The organism is Nakamurella lactea DSM 19367 (assembly GCF_000426645.1).
GTDB lineage: Bacteria > Actinomycetota > Actinomycetes > Mycobacteriales > Nakamurellaceae > Nakamurella > Nakamurella lactea.
In genome coordinates, this window is record NZ_AUFT01000019.1 from 119,273 (window position 1) to 145,602 (window position 26,330).

The 26,330-nt window shown below is 68.7% G+C and carries 25 protein-coding genes; 18 read left to right on the forward strand and 7 right to left on the reverse strand.

The window, feature by feature from the left end; all coding sequences use genetic code 11:
• Window positions 1–193 precede the first annotated feature (193 nt).
• The 6 genes from K340_RS0118220 to K340_RS31315 all read left to right on the forward strand — a co-directional run bounded on the left by K340_RS0118220 (window position 194) and on the right by K340_RS31315 (window position 6,897).
• A complete protein-coding gene (locus tag K340_RS0118220; RefSeq protein ID WP_245599618.1) occupies window positions 194–1,468 on the forward strand; it encodes an L-fuconate dehydratase in 1,275 nt (424 codons plus the stop codon).
• Window positions 1,461–2,420, forward strand: coding sequence for an aldo/keto reductase (locus tag K340_RS0118225; RefSeq protein ID WP_037365556.1), 960 nt, complete (start codon window positions 1,461–1,463; stop codon window positions 2,418–2,420). Before K340_RS0118220 ends, K340_RS0118225 begins: the two co-directional genes overlap by 8 nt.
• 112 nt (window positions 2,421–2,532) lie before the next feature.
• A complete protein-coding gene (locus tag K340_RS0118230; RefSeq protein ID WP_029137760.1) occupies window positions 2,533–2,991 on the forward strand; it encodes an RbsD/FucU family protein in 459 nt (152 codons plus the stop codon).
• Window positions 2,991–4,637: a sugar ABC transporter ATP-binding protein gene (locus tag K340_RS31310; RefSeq protein ID WP_084614641.1), complete on the forward strand. Its 1,647-nt coding sequence runs from the start codon at window positions 2,991–2,993 to the stop codon at window positions 4,635–4,637. Before K340_RS0118230 ends, K340_RS31310 begins: the two co-directional genes overlap by 1 nt.
• Before the next feature lies 1 nt (window position 4,638).
• On the forward strand, window positions 4,639–5,640 hold the full coding sequence (locus tag K340_RS0118240; RefSeq protein WP_029137761.1) for an ABC transporter permease: 1,002 nt from the start codon (window positions 4,639–4,641) through the stop codon (window positions 5,638–5,640).
• Between the two features lie 87 nt (window positions 5,641–5,727).
• A complete protein-coding gene (locus tag K340_RS31315; protein WP_084614630.1) occupies window positions 5,728–6,897 on the forward strand; it encodes an ABC transporter substrate-binding protein in 1,170 nt (389 codons plus the stop codon).
• 180 nt (window positions 6,898–7,077) lie between these two features.
• Here K340_RS31315 and K340_RS0118250 read toward each other — a convergent pair whose 3' ends face one another.
• Entirely contained in the window at window positions 7,078–7,989 is a 912-nt protein-coding gene (locus K340_RS0118250; protein ID WP_211229524.1) for an amidohydrolase family protein, read from the reverse strand.
• Window positions 7,990–8,096: 107 nt separating this feature from the next.
• On the opposite strand from K340_RS0118250, the gene K340_RS31320 reads away from it, so the two are divergent.
• Window positions 8,097–8,831: a FadR/GntR family transcriptional regulator gene (locus K340_RS31320; protein WP_051266755.1), complete on the forward strand. Its 735-nt coding sequence runs from the start codon at window positions 8,097–8,099 to the stop codon at window positions 8,829–8,831.
• On the opposite strand, the gene serC is transcribed toward K340_RS31320, so the two are convergent.
• Window positions 8,810–9,940 carry a phosphoserine transaminase gene (gene serC, locus K340_RS0118260; RefSeq protein ID WP_029137763.1) on the reverse strand — a complete coding sequence of 377 codons (1,131 nt, stop codon included), beginning with the start codon at window positions 9,938–9,940 and terminating at the stop codon, window positions 8,810–8,812. The genes K340_RS31320 and serC overlap by 22 nt on opposite strands.
• A gap of 197 nt (window positions 9,941–10,137) precedes the next feature.
• On the opposite strand from serC, the gene pdxH reads away from it, so the two are divergent.
• Window positions 10,138–10,776: a pyridoxamine 5'-phosphate oxidase gene (pdxH, locus tag K340_RS0118265; protein ID WP_051266793.1), complete on the forward strand. Its 639-nt coding sequence runs from the start codon at window positions 10,138–10,140 to the stop codon at window positions 10,774–10,776.
• Between the two features lie 16 nt (window positions 10,777–10,792).
• Here the strand turns inward: pdxH and K340_RS0118270 are convergent, their stop codons facing one another.
• A complete protein-coding gene (locus tag K340_RS0118270) occupies window positions 10,793–11,695 on the reverse strand; it encodes a DUF4862 family protein (RefSeq protein ID WP_029137765.1) in 903 nt (300 codons plus the stop codon).
• A gap of 130 nt (window positions 11,696–11,825) precedes the next feature.
• Between K340_RS0118270 and K340_RS31325 the strand changes: the two genes are divergently transcribed.
• From K340_RS31325 to K340_RS0118290, 4 genes are all read left to right on the forward strand, one after another.
• Complete coding sequence (locus K340_RS31325; protein ID WP_051266795.1) at window positions 11,826–13,112, forward strand: MFS transporter; 1,287 nt, start codon at window positions 11,826–11,828, stop codon at window positions 13,110–13,112.
• A 134-nt stretch (window positions 13,113–13,246) separates the two neighbouring features.
• Entirely contained in the window at window positions 13,247–13,954 is a 708-nt protein-coding gene (locus K340_RS36735; protein ID WP_051266757.1) for a hypothetical protein, read from the forward strand.
• A gap of 259 nt (window positions 13,955–14,213) precedes the next feature.
• Window positions 14,214–14,783 carry a hypothetical protein gene (locus K340_RS0118285; protein ID WP_029137766.1) on the forward strand — a complete coding sequence of 190 codons (570 nt, stop codon included), beginning with the start codon at window positions 14,214–14,216 and terminating at the stop codon, window positions 14,781–14,783.
• An 11-nt stretch (window positions 14,784–14,794) separates the two neighbouring features.
• On the forward strand, window positions 14,795–15,769 hold the full coding sequence (locus K340_RS0118290; RefSeq protein WP_029137767.1) for an aldose 1-epimerase family protein: 975 nt from the start codon (window positions 14,795–14,797) through the stop codon (window positions 15,767–15,769).
• Between the two features lie 108 nt (window positions 15,770–15,877).
• Here K340_RS0118290 and K340_RS0118295 read toward each other — a convergent pair whose 3' ends face one another.
• Window positions 15,878–16,375, reverse strand: a complete 498-nt coding sequence (locus K340_RS0118295) for a MarR family winged helix-turn-helix transcriptional regulator (RefSeq protein ID WP_029137768.1) — start codon at window positions 16,373–16,375, stop codon at window positions 15,878–15,880.
• A 98-nt stretch (window positions 16,376–16,473) separates the two neighbouring features.
• Here K340_RS0118295 and K340_RS0118300 point away from each other — a divergent pair, with 98 nt between their 5' ends.
• Both K340_RS0118300 and K340_RS31335 read left to right on the forward strand, forming a co-directional pair.
• Entirely contained in the window at window positions 16,474–17,250 is a 777-nt protein-coding gene (locus K340_RS0118300) for a trans-aconitate 2-methyltransferase (RefSeq protein ID WP_029137769.1), read from the forward strand.
• Between the two features lie 35 nt (window positions 17,251–17,285).
• Entirely contained in the window at window positions 17,286–17,681 is a 396-nt protein-coding gene (locus K340_RS31335) for a VOC family protein (RefSeq protein ID WP_245599619.1), read from the forward strand.
• On the opposite strand, the gene K340_RS0118310 is transcribed toward K340_RS31335, so the two are convergent.
• Both K340_RS0118310 and K340_RS0118315 read right to left on the reverse strand, forming a co-directional pair.
• Window positions 17,635–18,477, reverse strand: a complete 843-nt coding sequence (locus K340_RS0118310; protein WP_029137770.1) for an SDR family oxidoreductase — start codon at window positions 18,475–18,477, stop codon at window positions 17,635–17,637. The genes K340_RS31335 and K340_RS0118310 overlap by 47 nt on opposite strands.
• Before the next feature lie 34 nt (window positions 18,478–18,511).
• Window positions 18,512–19,855, reverse strand: a complete 1,344-nt coding sequence (locus K340_RS0118315; RefSeq protein WP_084614633.1) for a citrate synthase — start codon at window positions 19,853–19,855, stop codon at window positions 18,512–18,514.
• A gap of 272 nt (window positions 19,856–20,127) precedes the next feature.
• Here K340_RS0118315 and K340_RS0118320 point away from each other — a divergent pair, with 272 nt between their 5' ends.
• The gene (locus K340_RS0118320; protein WP_211229525.1) at window positions 20,128–21,471 is read left to right on the forward strand and encodes a polysaccharide deacetylase family protein; all 1,344 of its coding nucleotides are present in this window, start codon (window positions 20,128–20,130) and stop codon (window positions 21,469–21,471) included.
• A gap of 166 nt (window positions 21,472–21,637) precedes the next feature.
• Window positions 21,638–22,840 (forward strand): polysaccharide deacetylase family protein, encoded by a 1,203-nt coding sequence (locus K340_RS0118325; protein WP_029137773.1) that lies wholly within the window; start codon window positions 21,638–21,640, stop codon window positions 22,838–22,840.
• A gap of 25 nt (window positions 22,841–22,865) precedes the next feature.
• On the opposite strand, the gene K340_RS31340 is transcribed toward K340_RS0118325, so the two are convergent.
• Window positions 22,866–24,707 (reverse strand): glycerophosphodiester phosphodiesterase, encoded by a 1,842-nt coding sequence (locus tag K340_RS31340; RefSeq protein WP_051266759.1) that lies wholly within the window; start codon window positions 24,705–24,707, stop codon window positions 22,866–22,868.
• Between the two features lie 270 nt (window positions 24,708–24,977).
• On the opposite strand from K340_RS31340, the gene K340_RS0118335 reads away from it, so the two are divergent.
• Together K340_RS0118335 and K340_RS0118340 are read left to right on the forward strand one after the other, a co-directional pair.
• Window positions 24,978–25,307, forward strand: coding sequence for a hypothetical protein (locus tag K340_RS0118335; protein WP_154674345.1), 330 nt, complete (start codon window positions 24,978–24,980; stop codon window positions 25,305–25,307).
• Complete coding sequence (locus K340_RS0118340; RefSeq protein WP_084614634.1) at window positions 25,307–26,272, forward strand: FAD:protein FMN transferase; 966 nt, start codon at window positions 25,307–25,309, stop codon at window positions 26,270–26,272. The genes K340_RS0118335 and K340_RS0118340 overlap by 1 nt, the downstream gene beginning before the upstream one ends.
• Window positions 26,273–26,330 lie beyond the last annotated feature (58 nt).

Consider the following 26,330-nt stretch of genomic DNA (forward strand, 5'->3'; position numbering starts at 1 on the left):
CGCAGCACGGCGGCGCCGCTGGCAGGTGGGCGCGGTCGGGGCAGTTCGAGCCGAGCAGGACCGCAGAGAGGCACCCACAGTGAGCGAGCTTGCGAGCGAACCATCGACACCGAGCGAGCTTGCGTGGGCCCACGCGGGACCGAGCGGACCGAGGAACCGCGGGGACGAATCATCGACACCGCTGAGCACCTTCGTGGGGATCGACACCGCCGATATCCGCTTTCCCACCTCGCAGCTGCTCGACGGTTCGGACGCGATGAACCCGGATCCGGACTACTCCGCCGCCTACCTGCGGGTCCGGACCGATGCCGGCGACGAGCTGTCCGGTGACGGCTTCGTGTTCACCATCGGCCGCGGCAACGACATCCAGCTCACCGCGATCCGCTCACTGGCGCAGCGGCTGGTCGGCCGCGAGGTGGAGCCGTTGCTGGACGACCTCGGCGGCTTCTGGCGCGAACTCGTGCACGACTCGCAGCTGCGCTGGCTGGGCCCTGAGAAGGGCGTCATACACATGGCCGTCGGTGCGGTGGTCAACGCGCTGTGGGACCTGAAGGCCAAGCGTGCCGGACAACCGTTGTGGCTCTTGCTGTCCGAACTCACCCCGGAGCAGATCGTCGACCTGGTCGACTTCCGGTACCTGGCGAACGCGCTCACCGCGGCCGAGGCGCTGACCATCCTGCGGGCCGCCGAGCCGACCAGGGCGGAGCGGATCGCCGAACTGCGGCGCAACGGCTTTCCGGCGTACACCACTACCCCCGGCTGGCTCGGCTACTCGGACGAGAAGCTGGCGCGGCTGTGCCGGGAGGCGGTGGACGACGGCTTCCGGCAGATCAAACTGAAGGTCGGCGCCGACCTGGGCGACGACAGGCGTCGGATGCGGATCGCCAGGGAGGTGGTCGGACCCGACATCAAGATCGCCATCGACGCCAACCAGCGATGGGAGCAGGACGAGGCGATCGAGTGGGTCAACGCGCTGGCCGAGTTCGACCCGGCCTGGGTCGAGGAACCGACCAACCCCGACGACCTGCTGGCGCACGCCGCGATCGCCAAGGGCATAGCGCCGATCCGGGTGGCCACCGGTGAGCACATGGCGAACCGGGTGATGTTCAAGCAGTTCCTGCAGGCAGATGCGCTGCAGGTGATGCAGATCGACGCGGCCAGGGTGGCCGGTGTCAATGAGAACATCGCGAACCTGTTGCTGGCGGCCAAGTTCGGTGTGCCGGTCTGTCCGCACGCCGGAGGTGTCGGGCTGTGTGAGGCGGTCCAGCACCTGTCCATGTTCGATTACGTTGCGGTCTCGCAGACCACCGAGAACCGGGTGATCGAGTTCGTCGACCACCTGCACGAGCATTTCGTCACCCCGGCGTTGGTCAGCGGTGGGCAGTATCGGGCGCCCGAAGCGCCCGGCTCGGGTGCGGAGATGCTGCCGGCGTCGATCGCCGAGTACACCTGGGGTGCCGATGGCTGACGCACCACCGGTTCTGCCGCCGCTCGGGTACGGAGCCGCGAACGTCGGCAACCTGTACCGGGAATTGACCGACGACGCGGCCTGGGCCGTGCTCGAGGCCGCCTGGGATGCCGGCATCCGCTACTACGACACCGCCCCGCACTACGGTCTCGGGCTCTCCGAGCGACGGCTCGGCGCGTTCCTGGCGACCAGGCCGCGGAACGAGTTCGTGCTGTCGACGAAGGTCGGGCGGCTGCTGCGGCCGAACCCCGAAGGCGCCGGAACCCTCGATCTGGCGAACGATTTCGCCGTACCGGCCGACCTGCGCCGGGAGTGGGACTTCTCGGCTGACGGGATCCGCCGCTCGGTCGACGAGTCGCTGCAGCGGCTGGGGCTGGACCGGGTCGACATCGTGTATCTGCACGATCCGGAGCGCCACGACCTCACCGTCGCGCTGGATTCCGGGTTGGCCGGGGCAATCGCGCTGCGGGAGGAGGGCGTGGTCTCCGCGATCGGGGTCGGCAGCATGGACACCGCTGCGCTGCAGGCCGCGGTGGATACCGGCGCGCTGGACCTGCTGATGATCGCCGGCCGGTACACGCTGCTGGAACAGCCTGCGGCGTCAGGTGTTCTGCCGGCCTGCGCGAAGCACTCCACCGGCGTGGTGCTGGCCTCGGTGTTCAACTCCGGCGTACTGGCCAAGGACGAACTCGCTGCCGACGCCCGCTACGAGTACGGCCCGGTCCCGTCGGCGATCCGGACGAGATATCAGGCGCTGGCACGGATCTGTCATGCACACGGGGTCCGGGTGCCGGCCGCGGCGCTGCAGTTCGGGCTGCGGAACGAGCTGGTGCGATCGGTGATCGTTGGTGCCGCGTCGCCGCAGCAGATCACCGAGAGCGCGGCCGCGATGGCGACGCCGATCCCGGACGCCCTGTGGGACGAACTGGCCGAGCAGGGGTTGCTGGGATGACGAACCGACCGGGCACACTGTGTGCCGTGTGGTCCCCGCGAGTGGTAAACCCGTGGAGCCGTGCCGATGCGGCCACCGAGGCGGTCGGCTCACACCTGCTGGGAGGAAACCGATGCTGAACGGGATTCCGTCGCTGTTGACCGGCGAACTACTCGCCACGCTGGACGCCATGGGCCACTCGGACGCGGTGGTGGTCGCCGACGCGCACTTCCCCGGGGCCGCGCTGGCCGACCGGCTGATCGACCTGCCCGGGGTGAGCACGCCGCAACTGGTCAGGGCGATCTGCGCGGTGCTGCCGCTGGACGACGCACCGACGCTGGATCTGATGCAGTCCGCCGACGGGGTCCGGCTGCCGGTCCAGGACGAGCTGCTGGCGGCCGCCGGGCTGGCCGGCGAAACCGCCGTCCACACCGCCGATGAACCGGCCGCGGTGCGCGAGCTGGACAGATTCGCCTTTTACGAGCAGGCGGCGACGGCGTTCGCCATCGTCCGGACCGGCGAGCTCCGACCGTACGGGAACGCGATACTGCGCAAGGGTTTGGCGCAGCCGGACGAGAGGTGGCGCGGCTGATGGAGCTGAACAAGAACACCGACCCGGACCCGGCGGACCCGAAGGTCGCGGCACCGCCAGTGGCCGACGATCGCTACCTGCTCGAGCTGAGCGGGGTGAACAAGAGCTTCCCCGGCGTCCGCGCACTGGACGACATGCAACTGAACCTGCGGTACGGCGAGGTGCTGGCACTGGTCGGTGAGAACGGCGCGGGCAAGTCCACCTTGATGAAGCTGCTGTCCGGCGTGTACACCCCGGACAGCGGGGAGTTCTACCTGCGGGGCCGCCCGCTGCGGGTCAGCGGTCCGCGGGACGCCCAGCAACAGGGCATCGCGATCATCCACCAGGAATTCAACCTGATGCCGGACCTGACGGTCGCCGAGAACATCTTCATCGGTCAGGAGAAACCGTCAGGCGGGTTCCTGCTGAACAACCGCACGCTGAACCGACGGGCCAGGGATCTGTTGGAGCGCCTACATCTTCCGCTCGACCCGCGAACTCCGGTCGGCGCCCTGACGGTGGCCAGGCAACAGATGGTGGAGATCGCCAAGGCGTTGTCCTACGACGCCCAGGTGCTGATCATGGACGAGCCGACGGCGGCGCTCAACGATGCGGAAGTGGCGACTCTGCACGAGCTGATCAGGCACTACGTCAGCCCGGACACCGGCGTCATCTACATCTCGCACAAGATGGACGAGCTGAAGGCGATCTCGCAGCGGATCACGGTGATCCGCGACGGCCAGTACATCGATACGCTCGACACCGCCACCACCAGCATGGGCGAAGTGATCTCGCGGATGGTCGGCCGGCAGCTGAACGTCAACGCCAAGCCGGAGAACGTCCACGGCGGCCGTGAAGTGATCCTCTCGGTGCAGGGGCTGTCCACCCACGGACTGCTCAAGGACGTCAGCTTCGAGCTGCGGGAGGGCGAGATCCTCGGCTTCGCCGGGCTGATGGGCGCGGGCCGAACCGAAGTGGCCCGGGCCATCGTCGGTGCCGACAAGCGTTCGGCCGGCACCGTGAAGCTTCGCGGCCGGACGATCGACCCGGCGAATCCCGCGCAGGCGGCCAAGTATCGGATCGGCTACCTGTCCGAGGATCGCAAGCGGTACGGGCTACTGCTTGACCAGAGCGTCACCACCAACATCGCGCTGTCGTCGCTCGCCGAGCGGTTCTCCACCGCCGGGTTCGTCAGGGACCGGCCGGCCAAGGCCGCGGCGCGCGAGTACGTGGCGCAACTGAAGGTCAAGACGCCGTCGATCTCGCAGATCACCAAGAACCTCTCCGGCGGCAACCAGCAGAAGGTGGTGATCGCCAAGTGGCTGCTCAAGGACTGCGACGTGCTGATCTTCGACGAGCCGACCCGAGGGATCGACGTCGGTGCGAAAGAGGAGATCTACGGTCTGCTCAACGAGCTGGCCGAAGGCGGCAAGTCGATCATCATGATCTCCTCCGAGCTACCCGAAGTGCTGCGGATGTCGCACCGGGTGATCGTGATGAGCGAGGGCCGGATCACCGGTGAACTCGCCGCCGGCGATGCCAATCAGGAGAGCGTGATGCATTACGCCACCCTGCGTCCGGACGAGAATGCGGCCGACGCAGTAGAACTCGGCCTGGTGGATCCGGCCGATTCCGACAACACCCATCAGCACGGCAAGGAGGCCTGACGTGAGCACCGCAGAGGTTCCGGTGGCGGCGCGGCGCGGCATGAGTGACAACGTCCGGATGCGGCTGCAGCAACTCGCCGCCTTCGCCGGCCTGATTGTCATCACCGCGTTCTTCGCGGTCGCCAGCGACCATTTCTTCAATTACGACAACCTGGTGAACAACATCCTGGTGTCGACGGTGCAGATCGGGATCCTGGCGCTGGGAACCACGTTCGTCATCATCACCGGCGGGATCGATCTGTCGATCGGCTTCGGCATCGCGCTCACCGGAATGATGGCCGGCACGTTCCTGATCACCTGGGACCTGCCGTTGGGACTCGGCCTGCTGTTGACGTTGGTGGTCGGCGGGTTGATCGGCTTGGTCAACGGTTTCAACATCTCGATCCTGGGGATGCCGCCGTTCATCGCCACGCTGGCAATGATGCTGGTCTGCCAGGGCCTGCCGATCGTCATCTCGGACAACGGCGCGTCGATCTATTTCGACGATCTGCCGGCCTTCCAGGATCTGTCCGGCGGCACGTTGATCCCGAACTTCCCGAACGCTGTGCTGATCTTCCTGGTGTGCGCCGTGATCGCCTGGTTCCTGTTGAACCGCACGCTGTTCGGTCGGTACACCTTCGCCATCGGCAGCAACGAGGAGGCCACTGCGCTTTCCGGGATCAACGTGAAGAAGTGGAAGATCATCGTCTACACGGTGGCCGGGGTCTTCATCGGGATCGCCGGCATCATCTCGGCCGCCCGGATCGGCGCCAGCCCGAGCGCCGGCAAGGGCATGGAACTGCAGGCGATCGCGGCCGTGGTGATCGGCGGCACATCCTTGGCCGGCGGCAAGGGCACGATCGTCGGAACCGTCATCGGCGCCCTGATCATCGGTGTGCTCAACAACGGCCTGCAGGTGATGGGCGTTCCGCAGGAATGGCAGTACGTCATCCTCGGCGTGGTCATCCTGATCGCCGTGTACATCGACATGGTCCGCAAGAAGTCGGCGACAGCCGCCGGTTAGCCGTCCGCCGGCACCGGCCGGCGGGTCCCCATCGCACCAAACCCACAGCACCATCAACGCCCGACACCAGAAGGAGTTCGAACTGCAATGACGCACAAGAGATGGAAGGTCGCGACGATCGCGGCGGTGGCGGCATCCTCGCTGCTTCTCGCCTCCTGCAGCAAGGCCAGCGACAACGCCACCGACACCAGTTCGGCCGCAGCCGAGACCTCCGCGACCGCGGCGGAGACGTCGGCCGAAACCACCGCCGGTGCCTCCGATTCGGCCGCCGCGTCCGATTCGGCCGGTGCCTCGGACTCGGCCGGTGCCTCGGACTCGGCCGGTGCCTCCGGCTCCGCCGCAGCCTCCGGCAGCAACGTCGAGCCCGGCTGTGTGCCGACCACCAAGGAGAAGCCGTACATCGCCATCGTGTCCAAGGGCTTCCAGCACCAGTTCTGGCAGGCGGTGAAGAAGGGCGCCGAGCAGGAAGCGGCCAAGGAGGGCGCGACCATCTCCTTCGACGGCCCCGCCTCCGAATCGGATGTCCAGCCGCAGCTGGACATGCTCAAGACGGCGCTCACCAAGAAGCCGGACGCCATCGGGTTCGCGGCGCTGGATTCCAAGGCATCCGAGCCGATCCTGAAGCAGGCGCAGGAGCAGAAGATCCCGGTGATCGCGTTCGACTCCGGTGTCGACTCCGATATCCCGTTGACCACCGCCGCCACCGACAACAAGGCCGCGGCGGCGGAAGCCGCCAAGCACATGGCCGAACTGATCGGCAACAAGGGCACCGTCGGCCTGGTGATTCACGACCAGACGTCGCTGTCGGGCATCGACCGGCGCGACGGCTTCGTCGAGTGGATGAAGGAGAACGCGCCCGACGTCAAGCTTCTCGAACCGCAGTACGGTGGCGGCGACGCGACCAAGTCGGCTGACCTGACCAAGGCGATCATCGCCGCCAACCCGGACATCGCCGGGATCTACGCCTCCAACGAGGGCTCGGCCATCGGTGTGGTGAAGGGCGTCGAGGAGTCCGGCAAGAAGGGCATCAACATTGTCGGTTTCGACTCCAGTGAGGCCCAGATGACGGCAATCCGCTCGGGTGTCCAGGCCGGCGCCATCACCCAGAACCCGGTCGGCATCGGCGAGCAGGTCGTCGCCGCGTCGATGAAGGCGCTCAAGTGCGAGGGCCTGCCGGACACCATCGACACCGGCTTCTACTGGTACGACAAGACCAACATCGACGATCCGAAGATCGCCGCGGTTCTCTACAAGTAAGCACGAGGCATGACGCGGCGGGCGCGGTTCCCTCGGGGCCGCGCCCGCCGCTCGTCATCCCCGCTCGTGGCGCTTATCAACATCGCATACGCTGACGAAATCGTTCACTTGCGTCACATCTGTCCCAATACGGCCACGTTCGCAAGCGCGAGCGAAGTTGATAAGCGCCGGGCTGGGGGCTCAGAACCGGTAGACCCGGGCGGCGGTGCCGCCCAGCACGGCCGCCCGCCCTGCCGGGTCCAGACCGTCGATGACGGACAGCGTCGCGGCCCAGGTGTCGGCATAGCTGCCGGCCTGTAGGGCGATCGGCCAGTCACCGCCGAGCATCAGCCGGTCGGGGCCGAAGACCTCGATCGCGAAGTCGACGTAGCGCTGCCAGTCGTCGGCGGTCCAGCCCGCTGCCGACGCTGTGCCCAGTCCGGAGATCTTTGCCACCACACCGGGTTCGGCGGCCGCGGCGGCCACCAGGTCGGCCCACGGTTGCCAGCCGCGATCGGCGATCGGCGGCTTGCCCAGGTGGTCAAGGACGATCGTCAGGCCGGGATGACGCCGGGCCACGGCGGGGATCTGGGCGATCAGGTCCGGCCGTTCGGCGACCGCGTCGAAGGGAAGTCCGGCCTCGGCCAGCACCGTCAGCCCGTCAGTCACGTCCGGCCGCAGTAACCAGCGCGGGTCCGGTTCGTCGTGGATCAGGTGCCGGGCACCGACCAGCTCGGCGGACGAGAACTGCTGTAGCGCAGCAGCTGTCGCCGTCGGGTCCGACAGCGGGAGCCATCCGACCACCTTCGTGGGCAGTGATTCCGCCGCCGCCGCCCTGAGCAGTTCCCGGGTCTCCGCGAGCGAGTCGGCAGCCTGCACGAGTACCAGGCCGCCGACTCCGGCGGCCTCGAACTCCGGGTGCGCGTCGGCCAGTGAGTAGCTCCGGTAGAGCCGGCTCAACTCCGGTCGCAGCCAGGGATATTCCACTCCGAACGGGCCGCCGCCGAGGTCCCAGACGTGAACGTGGGCGTCGATGACGCTCGGGGCGCGCTGCCCCGCAGCGGGTCCGGACGCGGCATCTTTTGTGGCAGCCGACTTTTCGGTGATGGGCACCCGCTCACTGTGCCAGCCGGGAAGCCGATGGACTAGCCTTGACGAATCATCGGAGGTGTCCGAACGGACGCCGCGCCGGACCCGACCGAACGAGCAGGAGCGCAACCATGGCGGTGACCGACGAGGCCATCGAGAAGATCAAGGAAATGATCGTCTCCGGCCGGCTCACGCCCGGCTCGCGACTACCTCGCGAGGCAGACCTGGCGGCAGACCTGGGGCTCTCCCGCAACTCGTTGCGGGAGGCGGTCCGCGCCCTGGCACTGGTCAGGATCCTCGAGGTGCGACAGGGTGACGGCACCTACGTCTCGAGCCTGGAACCGGATGTGCTGCTCGATGCCGTCGGGTTTCTGGTCGATTTCCACCAGGACGACTCGGTACTGGATTTCCTGGCCGTGCGAAGGATTCTCGAGCCGGCGTCGACGGCGCTGGCCGCCCGCAAGATGTCGGACGGGGCGATCGCCGAGCTGGCGGCCACGGTCGCAGCCGACTCGCTGTCCACCTCCGTCACCGACCTGGTTGCCCACGACCTGAAGTTCCATTCCTTGATCGCCGCCGGGTCCGGCAACTCGGTGCTGGCATCGATGCTTGAGTCGATTTCGATGCCCACCACCAGGGCGCGGATCTGGCGTGGCCTCACCCAGGAAGATGCGTACCCGCAGACGATCGCGCAGCACCAGGGCATCCTGGACGCGATCGCCCGGCGCGATCCCGAACTCGCCTCGGCGCGGGCGCTGGTGCATATCTCAGGAGTGGAGGACTGGCTCCGCCGGACCCGCGAGGCAACGACCAGCGGCGCCGACCCGGTGGTCGGCGACGATGCTCAGAGCTTGCCGACCACATAGTCGACGCAGGCCGTCAACGCCGAAACGTCGTCCGGCTCGACCGCCGGGAACATGCCGATCCGCAGTTGGTTGCGGCCGAGCTTGCGGTACGGCTCGGTGTCGACAATGCCGTTGGCCCGCAAGGTCTTTGCCACGGCCGCCGCGTCGACGGCGTCGTCGAAGTCGATGGTGCCGACCACCTGCGAACGCAGGTCGGGCCGAGCCACGAACGGGGTGGTGAACTCGGTTGCCTCGGCCCAGGAGTACAGCCGCGACGACGAGTCCGCGGTGCGTGCGGTCGCCCAGTCGAGCCCGCCCTGGCCGTTGAGCCAGTCCAGCTGGTCGGCCAGCAGGAACAGGGTGGCCACCGCCGGGGTGTTCAGCGTCTGGTCCTTGCGCGAATTGTCCAACGCGGTGGCGATCGACAGGAACTCCGGGATCCAGCGACCGGATCCGGCGATCTCCTCGATCCGGTCCAGCGCGCGCGGCGAGGCCAGCGCGATCCACAACCCACCGTCGGAGCCGAACACCTTCTGCGGCGCGAAGTAGTAGACGTCCGTCTCGGCCACCGACACCGGGAGGCCACCGGCGCCCGAGGTGGCGTCGACCAGCACCAGCTGATCGTCGCCTGCCCCGGCCGGCCGCAGGACCGGAACCGCTACGCCGGTGGAGGTTTCGTTGTGCGCCCAGGCATAGGCGTCGACCGACTCGTCCAGGACCGGGACGGGCGCGTCACCCGGATCGGTGGAGATCACCGATGGCTCACCGAGGAACGGCGCCTTCGCGGCCACGGTGGCGAACTTGGCCGAGAACTCGCCGAACGTCAGATGCTGCGCGCGATCCCGGATCAGTCCGAACGCCGCGGCGTCCCAGAACGCGGTGGTGCCGCCGTTGCCGAGGATCACCTGGTAGCCGTCCGGCAGCTCGAAAAGCGTCGCCAGGCCCTCGCGGACCCGGTGCACCAGTCCCTTGACCCCGCTCTGCCGGTGTGACGTGCCCATCAGCGAGCCGCCGGATTCGGCGAGCGCGGCCAGCGCCGCCGGCCGCACCTTGGACGGTCCGCATCCGAACCGGCCGTCGGACGGCCTGAGCTCATCGGGGATGACGATCGCCGGTGCGGTACTGGTCATCGGGCTGCTCCATGGGTCAGTGAGTACTGGATCTCCCATTGTCCAACAGTGCCGTGGCGGGCCGGTTCCCGGGCACCCCGACGTCGACGGCGCGCCCCGAAGGCAGGGGTGAGCACGGTCGGTGCACCCGGGGGCGCCGTGGGTTCGGCGGTAGCGTCGCAGGTGTGACGAACAACGAACATCCGTCCCTGGCCGAGATGCGGATCAACTACAGCGAGACCGGCTTCGACGTGTCCGATCTGGCGGCGAACTGGTGGACCCAGTTCGACGCCTGGCTGGCCGACGCGGTGACCCACGCCGTCGCCGAGCCGAACGCGATGGTGCTGGCCACCGCGTCGCCGGACGGGGTGCCGGCCTCGCGGAACGTGCTGGCCAAACAGGTGGACGAGTCCGGGGTCACCTTCTACACGAACTACGGGTCGGCGAAGAGTGCCGACCTGGACAGCAACCCGCTGGCGTCCGTCACCTTCAGCTGGCTGCCGCTGCAGCGGCAGGTCCACGTCCGCGGCGACGTCCGGAAGGTCGACGCGGCAACCACTCTCGCGTACTGGCGGACCCGGCCCCGGGGATCGCAGCTCGGCGCCTGGGCCAGCCCGCAGTCCGCGGTGGTGGCCGACCGGGCGGCACTGGACGCCCTGCAGGCGCAGGTGGAGGCCCGGTTCGGCGGACCGGACTCCACCGCAGGGAACGAGATCCCGGTGCCGCCGCACTGGGGCGGCTGGCGGATCGAACCGCAGACGGTCGAGTTCTGGCAGGGCCGGTCCGGTCGGCTGCACGACCGGCTCCGCTACCGCCGGGATGACGGCGCCTGGATCATCGAGCGGCTGGCTCCCTGAGCCTGTTGCGGAGCCGTCAGCCCTGGGCGTCCCGGATCTCCTGCAGCAGCCCGATGATCGCGGCCACTCGTTCCTGGACAGGCGCGTCGGCCGGCTTGACGCCGATCTTGGCGCCGAGGAAGGCGTCGCCGGCGGCCGCGACGCAGCGGCTGATCTCGGACGGCGTCATCATCGAGCCGGGGGTACGGGTGGATGAGGCCAGGTGTGCGTCGAGCCAGCCGGCACCGTAGTCGGTGTCCACCGCGGACACCCCGGAGAACATCAGGCCGCTGAGCAGCCCGGCCTCCCGCGCTTGTTGCAGGTGCAGCACCGGACCTTCCGCCGACCGGGTCTCGATCGCCGAGCGACCCCAGTTGATCACCACACCGGTCGACCCGACGTCGGCCAGCACCGCCAGTTCGTCGGCCAGGCTCAGGAAGCCCTTCTGCGGCTCCTGACCTGGCACCGCGGCGTCACAGTGCTCGATCTCCAGTCGTGCCCCGGCCCAGTCCCAGGAAACGATCTCGGCGAGCGACGTGGCGAGGGCGTCCGGCACTCCGCCCACCGGGGCGCTGTGCAGGAAGACCCGTTCGAGCCGGCCGCCGCCGGCCGCCTCGTCGAACCGGGCCGCCTGCTCGCGCAGCTCGGCGACGAACTCGACGGCCTGTCCGCGGCTCGCCTCCGATGGAGAGGCCAGCCCGACACTCGGGTCCTTCGCCAGCGCGAACATGGTGCCGGGGAAGCAGGTCAGGGCATACGTCCAGTCCGGCGAGGCCGCCTCGGTGATGGCCCGGACGGCAGCGGCGTCGGTGAGATGCGAGGTGGGCAGCTCCAGCCCACCGACCAGGTCCTCGGCGGCCAGGGCCCGGAAGAACTCGGCGAACTCGGGTGCGGACGGGTCTGACGGGGCAGCGGCGTAGGCGCCAACAAGAAATGACATTTCAGAATGATCTCCTGTGTGCGCCCCGGCCACAAGTACCCAGGCGTGGCGAGCTATGCCCGCCGGTCCCGGGCAATCGCATCAACCGGGCGCACGAGTCGGCCGCAGGGCCCGCCGTATGCTGGCACCAGTGACGTCAGGATCGCCGCCGACCCCACCGACGCCGCCGCGGCGAAACCGGTTCGGCCCTGACCTGCGCCCCCTGACCTACCCGGCGTTCCGTCGGCTGTTCCTCGGCGGCATCGTCGCAGCCATCGGCTCCCAGCTGAGCACAGTTGCTGTGCAGCAACAGATCTACGACATCACCGGTAGCAGCGGTTACGTCGGGCTGGCCTCTCTGGTGGCGCTGGTGCCGTTGATCATCTTCGGCCTGCTGGGCGGCGCCATCGCCGACACCCATGACCGGCGCAAGCTGCTGATGATCACCTCCACCGGGATGGCGGTCAGCGCCGCCGGCCTCTGGCTGCAGGCGATGTTCGACCTGCACTCGGTGGTACTGATCATGGTGCTGCTGGCCGTGCAGCAGGGGTTCTTCGCCGTCAACCAGCCGACCAGATCGGCGATCATCCCGCGGATCGTGCCGATCGACCTGGTGCCGTCGGCGAACGCCCTCGGTTTCACCGTGTTCGGGTTCGGAGTGCTGGCCGGGCCGCTGCTGGCCGGGCTGATGATCCCGATCACCGGGCTGCCCTGGCTGTATTTCTGCGAAGCGGTGGCGATGGTCGCGATGCTCTACCCGGTGTTCCGGCTACCGCCGATCCCGCCGCTGGGTGAGATCAGGGAGCGGGCGAAGGTGCTGGAGGGCCTGCGATTCCTGCGCACCCAGCCGCTGATCCTGATGACTTTCGTCGTCGACATCATCGCGATGGTCTTCGGCATGCCGCGGGCGCTGTTCCCGCAGATGGCCGAGCAGACCTTCGGCGGACCGATCGGCGGCGGGCCGCAACTCGGCCTACTGAATGCCGCGATGGCGATCGGGGTGCTGGTCGGCGGGCTCACCAGTGGCTGGCTCGGCAAGGTCCACCGGCACGGGGTGGCGATCGTGCTGGCCATCTGCCTGTGGGGTGCGACCATGGCGATGCTCGGCACCACCAGCGTCATCTGGCTGGCCGTCGGTTGGCTGGCGGTCGGCGGGTGGGCCGACATGGTGAGCGCGACCTTCCGCTCGACCATCCTGCAGACCGCCATCGAGGACCGGATGCGCGGTCGGATGCAGGGAGTGTTCACGGTGGTGGTGGCCGGCGGCCCGCGGGTGGCCGATTTCGTGCACGGGCTGGCGGCCGATGCCACCTCGACCGGTACCGCGGTGACCGTCGGCGGGCTGCTGGTGATCGTCTGCACGGTGATCGCGGTGGTGGTGCAGCCGGTGCTGTGGCGCTACGACACCCGGACCGGCCGCTCGCAACCCGGCAGCTGACGGCGCTGCTTTTGCCTTTCGTTCACCACGCGGTGCCGACGTCGGGCACAATCCCTGCCAGAACACTGCAATAGAAAGGCGCCCCGGACACGGGTCCGGGCGCTCGTCGCCGGAACGTCTAGGAGGACTGTTCGATGAGCCAGCCGTGGGATCCGTCATCCGGGTCCGAACCCGCCGACTCGACCGGCGGCCAGCAGTACGGGCAGCAACCCGACTACGGGCAGCATCAGCCCGGTTACGGGCAGGCGGCCGACAACCAGCAGGCCGGTTACCCACAGGGCGGCTACCCACAGGCCGGTTACCAGCAGGGTGGCTACCAACAGGGCGGGCCGGCGCAGCCGGCCTACGGCGGGTATCAGCAGCCGGCCTACGGCCAGCCGGGATACCCGCAGCAGGGCTACGGAGCCCCCGCCGCGCCGGCCAGGCCGGGTTCGGTGACCGCGGGCGCAGTACTGACCTTCATCCAGGGCGGCCTGGTGGTGATCGGTGCCATCGCCGCGCTGGCCGGCGGATCGATCGTGCTGGACAACGACCTGAACGACGCCACCGACAACGCCGGCACCTGGCTGACCATCCTGGCCGTGCTCGGCCTGGTGTGCGCGGCGCTGCTCATCATCGGCGGCGCCAAGTCGTTCGGCGGCAATCTGACCCTGTTGATCGCCGGCTGTGCGGCCTCGTTGGTACTGAGCGTGATCTGGCTGATCTTCTCGATGAGCTACGACGCCACCTTCGGTCAGGCGATCATCTGGCCGTTGATCTATGCGATCCTGCCGGCCATCGCGATCGGGATGGCGATGAGCGCCAACACCCAGTCCTGGTCGCGGGTCAAGCGGCTCGCCTGACAACTGTCGGTCGTCAGCCCTGTCGGTCGTCAGCCCTGTCGTTCGTCAGCCCCGTCGTTCGTCAGCCCGGGGGTTCGTCGGTCCTGCGGTTCGGAAGCCGCCCTCGGCGATTGCGCCGAGGGCGGAACCGTGCCCGCGGGTGGCCGGGCGGCGAGCCGGGCAGCAATACTGCAAGCTGATCTGCGGTGCCGACACGGCATCGCCGCAACCGCGTGAGCGCGAATCGAGAATCCGCGCGAATCGAGAAGGAGAACCCGCGATGACGACCTCGCACACCCCCGAGGACTGGGCGCCCTACCAACGGCTCGAGGACGGCGCCCGGGCCTACATCCGGGACGCCGACGTGGCGCTGGAGTCGCTCTCGGGTGTCATCGATCTCGGCCAGGTCCAGGCGTTCAGCCTGGAGCGGGTCGCTTCGCCGCAGCCGTGGGGCGAGTCGCTGTGGCAGGAGGTGGCCGTCACCGACGGTCGCCGGCTGATTCTGTGGCACGGCGACGACGAGACGGACGAGGAGCGGCCCGAGCAGCTGATGTTCTCGTCTTCGGTCCGGACGATTCCGCTGGCCGCGATCGTCGACCAGGGGTTGCGCACCCGGTTCCGCACCGAATCCAACGGCGCGCGCACGCTCAACGCGGTGATGCTCTACCTGTCGACGCAGACCCCGGAGCGGTCGGTGTCCGATCTCGCCGAGGGCACCGAGACCCGGACCACCCAGTTCGTCGAGACCTACCGGTTCTCCAAGTCGGTCAGCGACGGCGGGCTGGCACAGATGCAGCGGCTGCTGCAGTTCGGCCGCGCACTGTCGCATTTCTCCGCCATCGCGCGCTGAGGGAGACGGGGATGACGAACAACAACGGGGCTGACGGCACCGGAGCTGACGGCAGCGTGGAGGCAGCGCGGCCGGCCAGCGGCGAGCAGTTCGTGCTGAGCAGCGGAGGTGCCCGGGCGGTGATCGGCCAGGTCGCCGCGGTGTTGCGGGAGTTCAGCGTCGACGGCGTGCACTACACCGAGACCTGGGCCGACGACGCACTGCCGCCGATGGGCGCGGGCATCGTGCTGGCGCCGTGGCCCAACCGGGTCGAGGACGGGAAGTGGACCGCGCCGGATGGGTCGGCCCAGCAGCTGGACATCACCGAGCCGGGCCGGTATTGCGCGATCCACGGGTTGCTGCGGAACACCCCGTATGCCGCGGTCGAGCGGTCGGCATCGAGCGTCACGCTGGCGGCGCCGGTCTATCCCCAGCACGGCTACCCGTTCAACCTTGACACCGCCGTTCGCTACGAACTGACCGGTGCCGGCCTCCGGGTCACCCACACGGTGACCAACAGGGGCGCCGAAACGGCGCCGTTCGGCATCGGCGCGCATCCGTATCTGCGGGTCGGCGACACCCCGATCGCCGACCTCACCCTCACGGTGAGCGCCCGCACCCAGGCGCCGATCGACGACCGCTGGATCCCGCAGGGACTGGCCCCGGTCGGCGAGCACGGCCCCGATCTGCGGGCGGGCAAGCTGCTCGGCGAGGTCCGGGCCGACATCGCGCTGACCGACCTGGAGCTGGTCGACGGCCGGTTCGAGCACCGGCTGGCGGCACCCGACGGGCGCGGCGTGACCGTGTGGACCGACCCGGACTTCTCCTGGGTGCAGCTGTACACCCCGCAGGACTTCCCGGCCGACCCGGCGAACCCGCGGCCGGCCGTCGCGATCGAGCCGATGACCTGTGGTGCCAACGCTTTCAATACCGGCCGCGATGTGCTGACGGTCCGGCCCGGCGAAAGCTGGTCCGCCTCGTGGGGGATTTCGCCGCACCCCGCCTGACGGCGCTTCTCAACTTCGCATCCGCTTGTCATCCTGGCCGATTTGGGACGGGAGTGACGGAAGTAGTCGATTTCGCAAGCGCGTGAGAAGTTGATAAGCGCCGGTCGGTCAGTCGGCGGGGCTGTCGAACGGCGCCATCAGGGTGCGGAGCAGTCCGGCCAGCGTCGTTCGATCCCGCCCGGACAAGCCGGACAACAGCTGGTGCTCGGAGGCCAGCAGGCCCTCGAAAGCGGCGTCGACGGCCCGCCGGCCGGTGGCACTGAGCTGCACCTGCACGCCTCGCCGGTCTGCCGGGTCCGGTAGCCGGCGGACCATGCCCCGCTCGGCAAGTCGGTCGATCCGGTTGGTCATGGTTCCGCTGGTCACCATGGTCTCCCGCAGCAGCTGCCCGGGGGAGAGCCGGTAGGGCTCGCCGGAACGACGCAGCGCGGCCAACACGTCGAACTCCCAGGGCTCGATGCCGTGTGCACTGAAAGCCTTGCGGCGGGCCAGATCCAGGTGGCGGGCGAGTCGGCCGACCCGGCTGAACACCTCGACAGCGGACAGGTCGAGATCACCGCGTTCGCGGTGCCAGTCGGCCACCAGCCGATCGACCTCGTCCGTCATGAGGCTGAGCGTAGTCGCGTGTGGGGGGAGTCAAGATTCTTGACATCGAGATAGTTATGGGGGCAGTGTTATCTTGACGTCGAGATAATGGAGGCGCGATGCCCGAGAACCGCTGGGATCCCGATCGGTACCTGACCTTCGCGGACGAGCGCGGCCGCCCGTTTGTCGATCTGATCTCCCGGATCGGTGCCACCGCGCCGGCGTCGGTGGTCGATCTCGGCTGTGGACCCGGGAATCTGACGGCGCTACTGGCCCGGCGCTGGCCGGGGGCCGACGTGGTCGGCGTCGATGCCTCGCCGGAGATGATCGCGCGAGCCGAGGGGGCCGTCACTCCCGGGGTTGTCTTCCGGGTCGGGGACGTGCGGACCTGGCGGCCGGCGGCGCCGGTCGACGTGCTGGTCTCCAACGCCACCCTGCAGTGGCTGCCGGATCATCTGGAGCTGCTGCCCGGGCTGTACCAGCAGGTCGCGCCCGGCGGATGGTTCGCCGTCCAGGTACCGGGGAACTTCGACGAGCCGAGCCATGTGCTGCGTCGCGAGCTGGAATCGGAGCCGGCGTACCGGGAGTATCTGGCCGGCATCGACCGGCCGGGCTCGCACGATCCGCAGGTCTATCTGGAGAAGCTGACGGCGCTGGGCGCGGCGGTCGATGCCTGGGAGACCACCTATCTGCACCAGCTCACCGGGCCGGACCCGGTGTTCACCTGGGTGTCGGCGACCAGCGCGCGGCCGGTGTTGCAGACCCTGCCGGGACAGTTGCGGAACCAGTTCGCGCAGGAGTTCAAGGAGCGGCTCCGGGCGGCCTATCCGGACCGGCCGGGCGGCGTGCTGCTGCCGTTCCGGCGGGTGTTCTTCGTCGCGCACAAACAGGGCTGACGGTGGCCGAAGTGCTGATGTTGCACCATGTTCAGGTGTCGTGCCCGAACGGCGGGGAGGATGCGGCGCGGGCCTTCTACGGCGGCGTGCTCGGCCTGCCCGAGGTAGCCAAGCCGCCGGAATTGGCCGCTGGCGGCGGCTGCTGGTTCCGCGCCGAACGGGCCGGGCTGACGATCGAGCTACACGTCGGTGTCGAGCCCGACTTCGCTCCGGCCGGCAAGGCGCATCCGGCGTTCCTGGTCGACGACGTCGACGCGGTGGCTGCCGACTGCTCGGCGGCCGGCTTCCCGGTGACCTGGGATGGCCGGTTCCCCGGTTACTGCCGCTTTCATACCGCCGACGGCAACGGCAACCGGGTGGAGATCCTGCAGGTCGACGGATCTGTCAGCCCGCCAGCAGCTCCGTCAGCCCCATCGGTGCCCGTCCGGTGAGCCGCTGCACGTCGTCGCTGACCCCGGCAAGCTCGCCGGCGGCGATCGCGGTGTAGGTCGAGACCCAGCCGTCGTACTGCCAGTCCTCGGCCGGCCAGCGGCGCCTGGACTCGTACGCCTCGTCGATCGTCTCGTCGTGGTAGCGGACGTCCCGACCGGTCGCCTGGCCGATGATGGTGGCGACCTCCGTCATGGTCAGCGCCTGCGGCCCGGTGAGGTCGTAGGTCGCGTCCCGGTGCCGTTCCGGATCGGACAGCACAGCAGCGGCAACGCGGGCGACATCGTCGCGCGCGACGGCGGCCACCCGACCGTCACCGGCCGGACCGCGCAGCACTCCGTCGTCACCGACGAACCCGGGCAGTATGTCCTGGTAGAAGTTGTCCCGCAGGAAGGTGAAGGCCATTCCGGACGCCCGGATGTGCTGCTCGGTGGCGTAGTGATCGCGGCCGAAGGTGAACGTGCAGTCCGGGGCCGCGCCGACGAACGAGGTGTACACCAGGTGGCGCACGCCGGCCGCCGCGGCCGCGTCCACGAACGCGCGGTGCTGCCCGACGCGGTCGGCAGATTCGGTCGCCGACACCATGAACAACACCCGCACGCCGGCCAACGCTGCCTCGGCAGCGGTCCGGTCTGCGTAGGAGAACGGCACCGCCACCGCCCCGGACAACTCGGGTGCCCGGCCGGGCGTCCGGGCGAGCAGGCGCTGGGGGAGACCACGGCCGGCCAGCTCCCTGGCCACCCGGCCACCCAGCGCACCGGTCGACCCGGTCACCGCCAGCGTCGGCAGCGTCGTCATCGCGACGGCCCGACCCGCGAACCCACGGAAGGCGTCAGCGCTCGTCGATGCCCCGGTAGTCGCGCTCCAACTCGCCGGTGTAGACCTGCCGCGGACGGCCGATCTTGGTGGCCGGGTCGTTGATCATCTCCTGCCACTGGGCGATCCAGCCGGGCAGCCGGCCGATGGCGAACAGCACGGTGAACATCCGGACCGGGAAACCCATCGCCTTGTAGATCAAGCCGGTGTAGAAGTCGACGTTCGGGTACAGCTTGCGCTCGATGAAGTACTCGTCGCTCAGCGCCACCTGCTCCAGCTGCTTGGCCAGGTCCAGCCGCGGATCGTCGGACCCGAGGTCCTCCAGAATCTCGTCGGCGGTGGCCTTGACGATGGCGGCCCGCGGGTCGTAGTTCTTGTAGACCCGGTGGCCGAAGCCCATCAGCTTGACGCCCGGCTCCTTGGCCTTGACCCGCTTGACGAACGCGTCGACGTCGCCGCCGTCGGCCAGGATCGAGTCCAACATCTCCAGCACCGCCGAGTTGGCGCCGCCGTGCAGCGGCCCGGCCAGCGCGTGGATACCGGCCGACACCGAGGCGAACAGGTTGGTGTGCGCCGAGCCGACCAGCCGCACCGTCGAGGTGGAGCAGTTCTGCTCGTGGTCGGCGTGCAGGATGAACAACAGGTCAAGGGCCTTGGCCAGCTTCGGATCCAGGTCGTACGGCTCGGCCGGCATGCCGAAGGACATTCGCAGGAAGTTGTCCACCAGGCCGAACGAGTTGTCCGGGTACAGCAGCGGCTGGCCGACCGACTTCTTGTAGGCGTAGGCGGCGATCGTCGGCAGCTTGGCCAGCAGCCGGATGGTGGACAGTTCCACCTGCTCGGCGTTGAACGGGTCCAGCGAGTCCTGGTAGAAGGTCGACAGCGCCGACACCGCCGAGCTCAGCACCGGCATCGGGTGTGCGTCCCGCGGGAAGCCGTCGAAGAACCGCTTCAGGTCCTCGTGCAGCATGGTGTGCCGGCTGATCTTGGCGGTGAACTCGTCCAGCTCGGACTTGCTGGGCAGTTCGCCGTTGATCAGCAGGTAGCTGACCTCAAGGAAGCTGCTCTTCTGGGCCAGCTGATCGATCGGGTATCCGCGGTAGCGCAGGATCCCGGCGTCGCCGTCGATGTAGGTGATCGCGGAGGTGGTCGATCCGGTGTTGGTGTAGCCGGGGTCGAGGGTCACGATCCCCAGGGTGCTGAGCAGCTTGGAGATCTCCACCCCGCCCGCGCCCTCGGTCGCCGGTACTGCCCCCAGATCGAGCGTCTTGCCGCGGTAGCTCAGGGTCGCACCACCCGTTGCGGGGCCGTCGGAGTTTGCACTGCTGGTATCGGTGGAGGAGGAAACGGCCTCGGTCATGAGCGTTCATCGCCTTTCGTTCGCACCCGGTGGGACGCATCCGGATGTCGTTCCGGGCTCCCCAGGACGACGCGCGTGCGGGCTCGGTCGGCCAGCGACGACGGCGTCGGTCGGTACTGCGACCCTACTGTCAGAGGCCGCTCCGGGGCCAAGCGGGGGGAGCGTGAACTTGCCCTCACCGGGTGCTCGACACACCGGACGCGCAGCTCAGGCTGTGAGACCCTGGCAGAGACCGAGACCGACCGATGACCCACACCAAGGGGAGAGCGCGAATGCGGGCCAGAAGATTGATCCCGGCAATGGCTGCTGCGGTGGGGGTGGTATTGACCGGCTGTTCGGCCGGCGACACCACGGATGACGCCGATGTGGTCACGGTCACGGTGGTGTCCGATCCCACCGGCGAGGATCCCGCGGGCTCGGTCTCCTCCGGGTCGGTCACGGTGCCCGGCAGCGCCTCGGGCGGCGGGTCTTCGCCGGCCTCGTCGGCCCCGGGTTCGAGCCCGGCGAGGACGACCTCGACAACCGCCGAACCGGGCGCCTCGTCGTCGACGACCCCGCCCAAGAAGACGGCGAAGACGACGACGACCAGCGGGACCGACGGCCGCCCGGCATCGAACATCCCGATGCGCAAACTCAAGCCTGGCGAGAAGCCGCCGCAGTTCATCATCTTCTCCTTCGACGGCGCCGGGTCGCACGAGAAGTGGAACCTGTTCATGGACGCCGCGAAGCCGACCGATTCGCGGTTCGTCGGGTTCCTCACCGGCATCTATCTGGTGGAGACGGCGAACAAGCAGGCCTACACCGGGCCGGGCCACTCCCCGGGGAAGTCGTCGGTGAGCTTCGGCGGGACGAAGGAAGAGATCGTCACCGAGATCGAGGACCTGAACAAGGCCTACGCAGCCGGGCACGAGATCGGCACCCACTACAACGGCCACTTCTGCGCCGGCGCCGAGCCGTCCGGCAAGGACTGGGACACGGCGGCCTGGAACTCCGAGCTCGACCAGTTCATGAAGTTCGTCACCGACTACAAGAAGATCAACAACTGGGGTGACGAGGTTCCGGACCTCAAGGTGACCGCCGACGACATCAAGGGCGGCCGCACCCCCTGCCTCGAGGGTGTTTTGAAGGAGATGGCGCCGGCCTGGAAGAAGCACGGGCTGACGTACGACTCCTCGCTCACCTTCGGCTCCGGCATCACCTGGCCGGATCAGCGCGAGGGCATCTGGGAGTTCCCGATGCCGTACGTGTACTCGCCCGGATTCCAGGGCATGGTGATGGCGATGGACTACAACTTCTGGGTCAAGTTCAACGGCGGCAAGGAGCAGCCGGAGACGGCGCCCGAGCTGCGCAGCATCGTCACCCAGACCTACGACTACATGTACGACCAGGCCTACAACGGCAACCGGGCACCGGTGCTGATCGCCAACCACTTCAACGCCTGGAACGGCGATTCGTTCAACGTGCCGGCGCTGGCGTTCATGAAGGACAAGTGCGGGCAGCCGGAGACCTACTGCGCTACCTATTCCGACGTGATCCAGTGGATGGAGCTGCAGGACCCGGCCGTGTTGAAGGAATTGCAACAGAGGGCCCCGGTGGCTGCCGGCCCGGCGTCCTGACCACCACTCGGCCGTAGCGCGGTTGTCCCGCCGTAGCGCGGTTGTCCCGCCGTAGCGTGGTTGTCCCGGTCGGCGCGCGTCCCGCCGCGGCGGGACGACCCGTGCGACCGTGATCCCTGCGGACAGCGGTGCGTCCGGCACCGCAGGGCAGGATCGGGCAGGGGCAATGACACGCAGGTACGTGACGCTGGCAATCGTGCTGGCGCTGGCGGTGATCACCGGTGTGCTGGTGTATCACGGCAACCACCCGCCGGAGATAGCGGCGGCCGGCACCGGCGGCACCACCTCCGGTAGTACCCCGGGGGTGACGAAGCCCGGCCCGGGGACGGCCGCGGCCACCAACGCGGCCCCGGCGCGGGCGGCCGCCAACGTCCCGATGACGAAACTCAAGCCGGGGCAGAAGGCGCCGCAGTTCGTCATTTTCTCCTTCGACGGCGCTGGCGACCACGACAAGTGGCAGGAGTTCATGGCCGCCGCCAAGCCGACGGACTCGCGATTCAACGGATTCCTCACCGGGATCTATCTGTTGACCGAAGACAACAAGCAGAAGTACACCGGCCCGGGGCATTCGGCTGGAAAGGCATCGGTCAGCTTCGGCGGTGACGCGGCGGAGGTGGCCACCCGGATCAAGGACCTGAACGCGGCGTACGCGGCCGGGCACGAGATCGGGACGCACTACAACGGGCATTTCTGCGCCGGTGCCGAACCCAGCGGCGCCTCATGGTCGACGGCCGATTGGAACACCGAGCTGGACGAGTTCTTCGGGCTGTACAAGAACTATCGGGCGAACAATCCCGGTGCGAAGCTGCCGAAGCTGACGGTACCGGCGTCCTCGATCAAGGGCGGCCGGACGCCGTGCCTCGAGGGCCAGTGGGACCAGCTGGTGCCGGCCTGGAAGAAGCACCACTTCAGCTACGATTCGTCGATGAACGGGCCGACCTCGGGGGTCAGCTGGCCGGTGCACAAGGACGGCATCTGGGAGTTCTACATGCCGTATGTCTATTCACCGGGTTTCGGCGGCATGGTGGTGAACATGGACTACAACATGTGGGTCAAGTTCAACGGCGGGAAGAACCAGCCGGAAACCGCGCCCGCGCTGCGCGAGAAGGTCTATCAGACCTACACCCATCTGTACGACGCGACGTACCACGGCAACCGCGCGCCGCTGCTGATCGCCAACCACTTCAACAGCTGGAACGGGGATTCGTTCAACCCCGCCGTGCTGAAGTTCATGAAGGCATATTGCGGCAAGCCCGACACCTACTGCACCACCTATTCCGACGTGATCGCCTGGATGCAGCTGCAGGATCCGGCCGTGCTCGCCGCCCTGCAGAAGCAGGCTCCGGTCGCCGACAAGGCGCCCGCCTGAGCCCACCGCCCCCCGCAGGGGCTTGTCAGTTGTCCACGGTGATCCGGGCGCTGACACTGGCCTTGTGGCCGGCGGCGTCGCTGACGGTGACCAGCACGTCGTGGGCGCCGTTCGTCAGCCCGGTGGTGTCCAACGGGAAGGTCCGCGGACCGGTTGCGGGCTTGGCGGCGTAGTCCAGTCCCGAGTTGTCGATCCGCAGGTTGTAGGCCGTCAGCTGGGTGCCGGCCAGGTCAATGGCCACCTGCACCGTCCCGGACACGGTGGCGCCGTTTGCCGGGCTTCTCAGGGTGACCACCGGTCCTTGTGCCAGCTGCTGGCGGTACCGCTCCACCCAACCCATCAGCTCGCCTGGGGTGTTCGACATGATGCCGTCGACGCCGAGCGCGGTGAGCCGTGCCCATTCGTCGGGGCTGTCGACGGTCCAGGCCATCAATGGGATGCCGGCCGAGTGCAGCTGCTGCACCAGGTTACCGGTGACGGCGGCCGCGCTCGGCAGCAGTACCTGGAAGTTGTTCTGCTGCATGAACTCCACCACGTCGCCGGCCGGCACCCCGAGGAAGGCACGTGGGATGGTCGGGTCGATCTCGCCCGCCAGCTTCAGCGGGTCGGCCGAGAACGACTGGAACGCGGTGCGGTTCGTCATCCCGTACCGATGGACGAGGTCGATGACGGTCTGCACGTCGGCGCGGGTCCAATTGCCGCCGGATTTGAGCTCCGGCAACACGTTTCCGCCGGACGACGCGGCGTAGGCGAGGATTTCCTCGAACGTCGGGACGGTGATCCCGGCGTAGGCGGGATCGAACTTCGACCCGGCGTCCAGCGCCTTGATCTGGGCCAGCGTCAGGTCGCGGATGGCTCCGGTGCCGTTGGTGGTGCGGTTGACGGTGCTGTCGTGCATCACCACCGGGACGCCGTCCTTGGTCATGTCCAGATCGAGTTCCATGAAATCGGCGCCCAACTTGTTCGCCTGCACCTCGGACACCAGAGTGTCCTCAGGCGCGACCTTGGGGTTGCCGCGGTGCCCGACCACCAGACCTGGTTGACCCGGCTGCACGATCGGCACGATCGGCGGTGCGGGCAGTTCGGTGACCGTGATCCGGTGGAACGAGGCCGTCGCCCGGTTCATGATGAGGCCGAAGACACCATCCGCGGTGCGCTGCAACGACTTGGTGGTCATGATCTGTTGCCCGTCGAAGGTCAACGTCGCGCTGGTGCCGTGCACCTCGACAGCCAGGTGGAACAGTTTCCCGTCGGCGACGGAGGTCGGAGCGGCGTGCGCGCTCACCACGTTCCAGCTGCCCGATGGCTGCATGTTGGCGAGCTCGAGGCCGTTGGCGGCGGTGGTCTCGTTGCGGACCGCTGCCTGCGACCACGGCTTGACCCCGGCCGGATTGACGTCCAGGCCGAGCGCCACCCAACGGGCGGCGTTGGCGGCGTGATCGAAGGTGAGGGTGGCGTCGAACCGGAAGTCGTTCAGGTGGCCGCCGAAGGTCAACATCGGAGTGTCGCCGGTGGCGGTCTGGCGCAGCGCCCCGTCCTGCACCGCCCAGTCACCGACCACCGGCGTCCAGCCGTCCGGGATGGTGGTCCGCTTCGCGAAGTCCTGGTCGATCACCACGGTCGGACTGGTCACGCCCGCGGCGGGTGCCGTGAGTCCGGCGGGAGCGGCGAGTTCCGCGGGTGCGGCCGGTGCCGCGGGTGCGGTGAGTGCTGCCGGTCCGGCTGCCGCGGCGGGGCCGGAGGCGGCGGTCAGGTTCGCGGCGATGACGGTGGCCGCAACCAGGCCGGCGCTGCTCAGGATCGGTAGCCATCGCCGCCTCCCGTCTCGAACGCCAGTAGCGGTGGCGCGGCCTGGGGTAGCAGACATCGTTGAACCAGCTCTTTCCGATCGGACGACGGTGGGCGGTCGTGCAGGACCGGACGCTACGACGGATCGGCCCAGTCCGCAGGATCAGCGACCGAACCCACGGTGACCGTGAGTTGAACACTCCGGGCAGCGACCATCGGGGCCACCGCCGGGCCCGACCATGAACTCTCACGGACGACACCGTCCGGACACAGCAAAGGCATAGGTAGTCGGCCGACGCTCGCTGTCAGCGATCCGGACCAGCCGGTGTCAGCCCGAGAGCGAGATCCCATGTCGACCGACCCTCATCCCGAGCGCAGCGGAATGGTCCGGCGGGTCCGATCGCTGACCATCGGCACCGGCGCCGCCGCAGTCGTCGCCGCAGCGGCCCTGACTGCCGCCCTTGCCGGCCAGGCCGCCCCCGCCACCTCGACCGGCACAGCCACCCCGGACGGCTCCCTCATGTCGAACGGCGCGGTGACCTCAGACGGCGCTGGCAGCTCGTCAGACCCGGGTAGTTCGTCGGACCAGACCGGGGCCGGTGACGACTCGATCGTCGTCACCCAGGCGCCACAGGCCGGTGGCCAGGGCAACTCGCACGCCGGATCGGGCGGATCGTGATGACCGCGGTCGGCCCGGCGCTGCCGTCCGGCGGCACCGCCCGCAGCGATCGGGAGATCTGGTCGACCACGGCCACCGTCGTGGTTACCGACCCCGAGATGCTCAGCGCCGCCGGCAGGCTGTTGGACCTCGAACTGCTCGACGTGGAGTACGCGGCCAGCAGATTCCGTCGCGACTCCGAGATCGCCATGGTCAATCGCTGCGCCGGCAGCGAGGTGACCCTGTCGGCGACATTGAACGAACTGGTCGCCGCAGCACTGCGGGCCGCCAGGATCACCGGCGGCCTGGTCGATCCGACGGTGGCGGCGGCGGTGATCGGGGTCGGCTACGACCGGACCATCGGCGACCTGCGCAACCGCGACATCGGACTGACCATCCCCGCCACCGGCCCGCGGCCCAGCCCGGGGATCGGCGGCGCGCGCCACGATCCGGTCAGCCGGCGGCTGCTGGTCCCGCGCGGCGTCGGCCTCGACCTCGGCGCGACCGCGAAGGCCTGGGCGGCCGACCACGCGGCCGGGCAGATCCACGCCGCGGTCGGCTGCGGAGTGCTGGTGAGTATCGGGGGTGACGTCGCAGTCGCCGGGCAGCCGCCGGCCGGCGGCTGGCGGGTCGCGGTGGGCGATGACCACCGCACCGCCGAGCAGGGCAACCCGGTGGTGACGATCCGGCGTGGCGCCCTAGCCACCTCGTCGACCAGCGTGCGCCGCTGGCGGACCACCTCGGGCGTCCGGCATCACATCGTCGACCCGCGAACCGGCGACAACCCGGAGCCGTTCTGGCGCACCGCATCCGCCGTTGCCGATTCGGCGGTGGACGCGAACGCGGCTACCACCGCGGCGATCGTGCTCGGCCGGGAGGCCGCCGACTGGCTCGACGCCAGGGGGATCGCGGCCAGACTGGTCGGCGAGAGCGGCACCGTGAAGTACCTGGCCGGCTGGCCGGCCGACGCTGCGGCGGTGGCCTGATGGACGCGCAGGTGTTGTGGTACGTCAGCCGAGCGACCGGCGTGGTGTCGTTGGTGTT

Bases quoted from the DNA above. Each gene is read 5' to 3' on its own strand.
- K340_RS0118320 (WP_211229525.1), top strand. From the start codon at position 20,128: ATGCGGGCCAGAAGATTGATCCCGGCAATGGCTGCTGCGGTGGGGGTG.
- K340_RS31315 (WP_084614630.1), top strand. From the start codon at position 5,728: ATGACGCACAAGAGATGGAAGGTCGCGACGATCGCGGCGGTGGCGGCA.
- K340_RS0118340 (WP_084614634.1), top strand. From the start codon at position 25,307: ATGACCGCGGTCGGCCCGGCGCTGCCGTCCGGCGGCACCGCCCGCAGC.
- K340_RS31320 (WP_051266755.1), top strand. From the start codon at position 8,097: ATGGCGGTGACCGACGAGGCCATCGAGAAGATCAAGGAAATGATCGTC.
- K340_RS0118300 (WP_029137769.1), top strand. From the start codon at position 16,474: ATGCCCGAGAACCGCTGGGATCCCGATCGGTACCTGACCTTCGCGGAC.
- K340_RS0118230 (WP_029137760.1), top strand. From the start codon at position 2,533: ATGCTGAACGGGATTCCGTCGCTGTTGACCGGCGAACTACTCGCCACG.
- K340_RS0118295 (WP_029137768.1), bottom strand. From the start codon at position 16,375: ATGACGGACGAGGTCGATCGGCTGGTGGCCGACTGGCACCGCGAACGC.
- K340_RS0118285 (WP_029137766.1), top strand. From the start codon at position 14,214: ATGACGACCTCGCACACCCCCGAGGACTGGGCGCCCTACCAACGGCTC.
- K340_RS0118325 (WP_029137773.1), top strand. From the start codon at position 21,638: ATGACACGCAGGTACGTGACGCTGGCAATCGTGCTGGCGCTGGCGGTG.
- K340_RS0118315 (WP_084614633.1), bottom strand. From the start codon at position 19,855: ATGACCGAGGCCGTTTCCTCCTCCACCGATACCAGCAGTGCAAACTCC.
- K340_RS36735 (WP_051266757.1), top strand. From the start codon at position 13,247: ATGAGCCAGCCGTGGGATCCGTCATCCGGGTCCGAACCCGCCGACTCG.
- K340_RS31310 (WP_084614641.1), top strand. From the start codon at position 2,991: ATGGAGCTGAACAAGAACACCGACCCGGACCCGGCGGACCCGAAGGTC.
- K340_RS0118225 (WP_037365556.1), top strand. From the start codon at position 1,461: ATGGCTGACGCACCACCGGTTCTGCCGCCGCTCGGGTACGGAGCCGCG.
- K340_RS0118310 (WP_029137770.1), bottom strand. From the start codon at position 18,477: ATGACGACGCTGCCGACGCTGGCGGTGACCGGGTCGACCGGTGCGCTG.
- serC (WP_029137763.1), bottom strand. From the start codon at position 9,940: ATGACCAGTACCGCACCGGCGATCGTCATCCCCGATGAGCTCAGGCCG.
- K340_RS0118270 (WP_029137765.1), bottom strand. From the start codon at position 11,695: ATGTCATTTCTTGTTGGCGCCTACGCCGCTGCCCCGTCAGACCCGTCC.
- K340_RS31340 (WP_051266759.1), bottom strand. From the start codon at position 24,707: ATGTCTGCTACCCCAGGCCGCGCCACCGCTACTGGCGTTCGAGACGGG.
- pdxH (WP_051266793.1), top strand. From the start codon at position 10,138: ATGCGGATCAACTACAGCGAGACCGGCTTCGACGTGTCCGATCTGGCG.
- K340_RS0118335 (WP_154674345.1), top strand. From the start codon at position 24,978: ATGTCGACCGACCCTCATCCCGAGCGCAGCGGAATGGTCCGGCGGGTC.
- K340_RS0118290 (WP_029137767.1), top strand. From the start codon at position 14,795: ATGACGAACAACAACGGGGCTGACGGCACCGGAGCTGACGGCAGCGTG.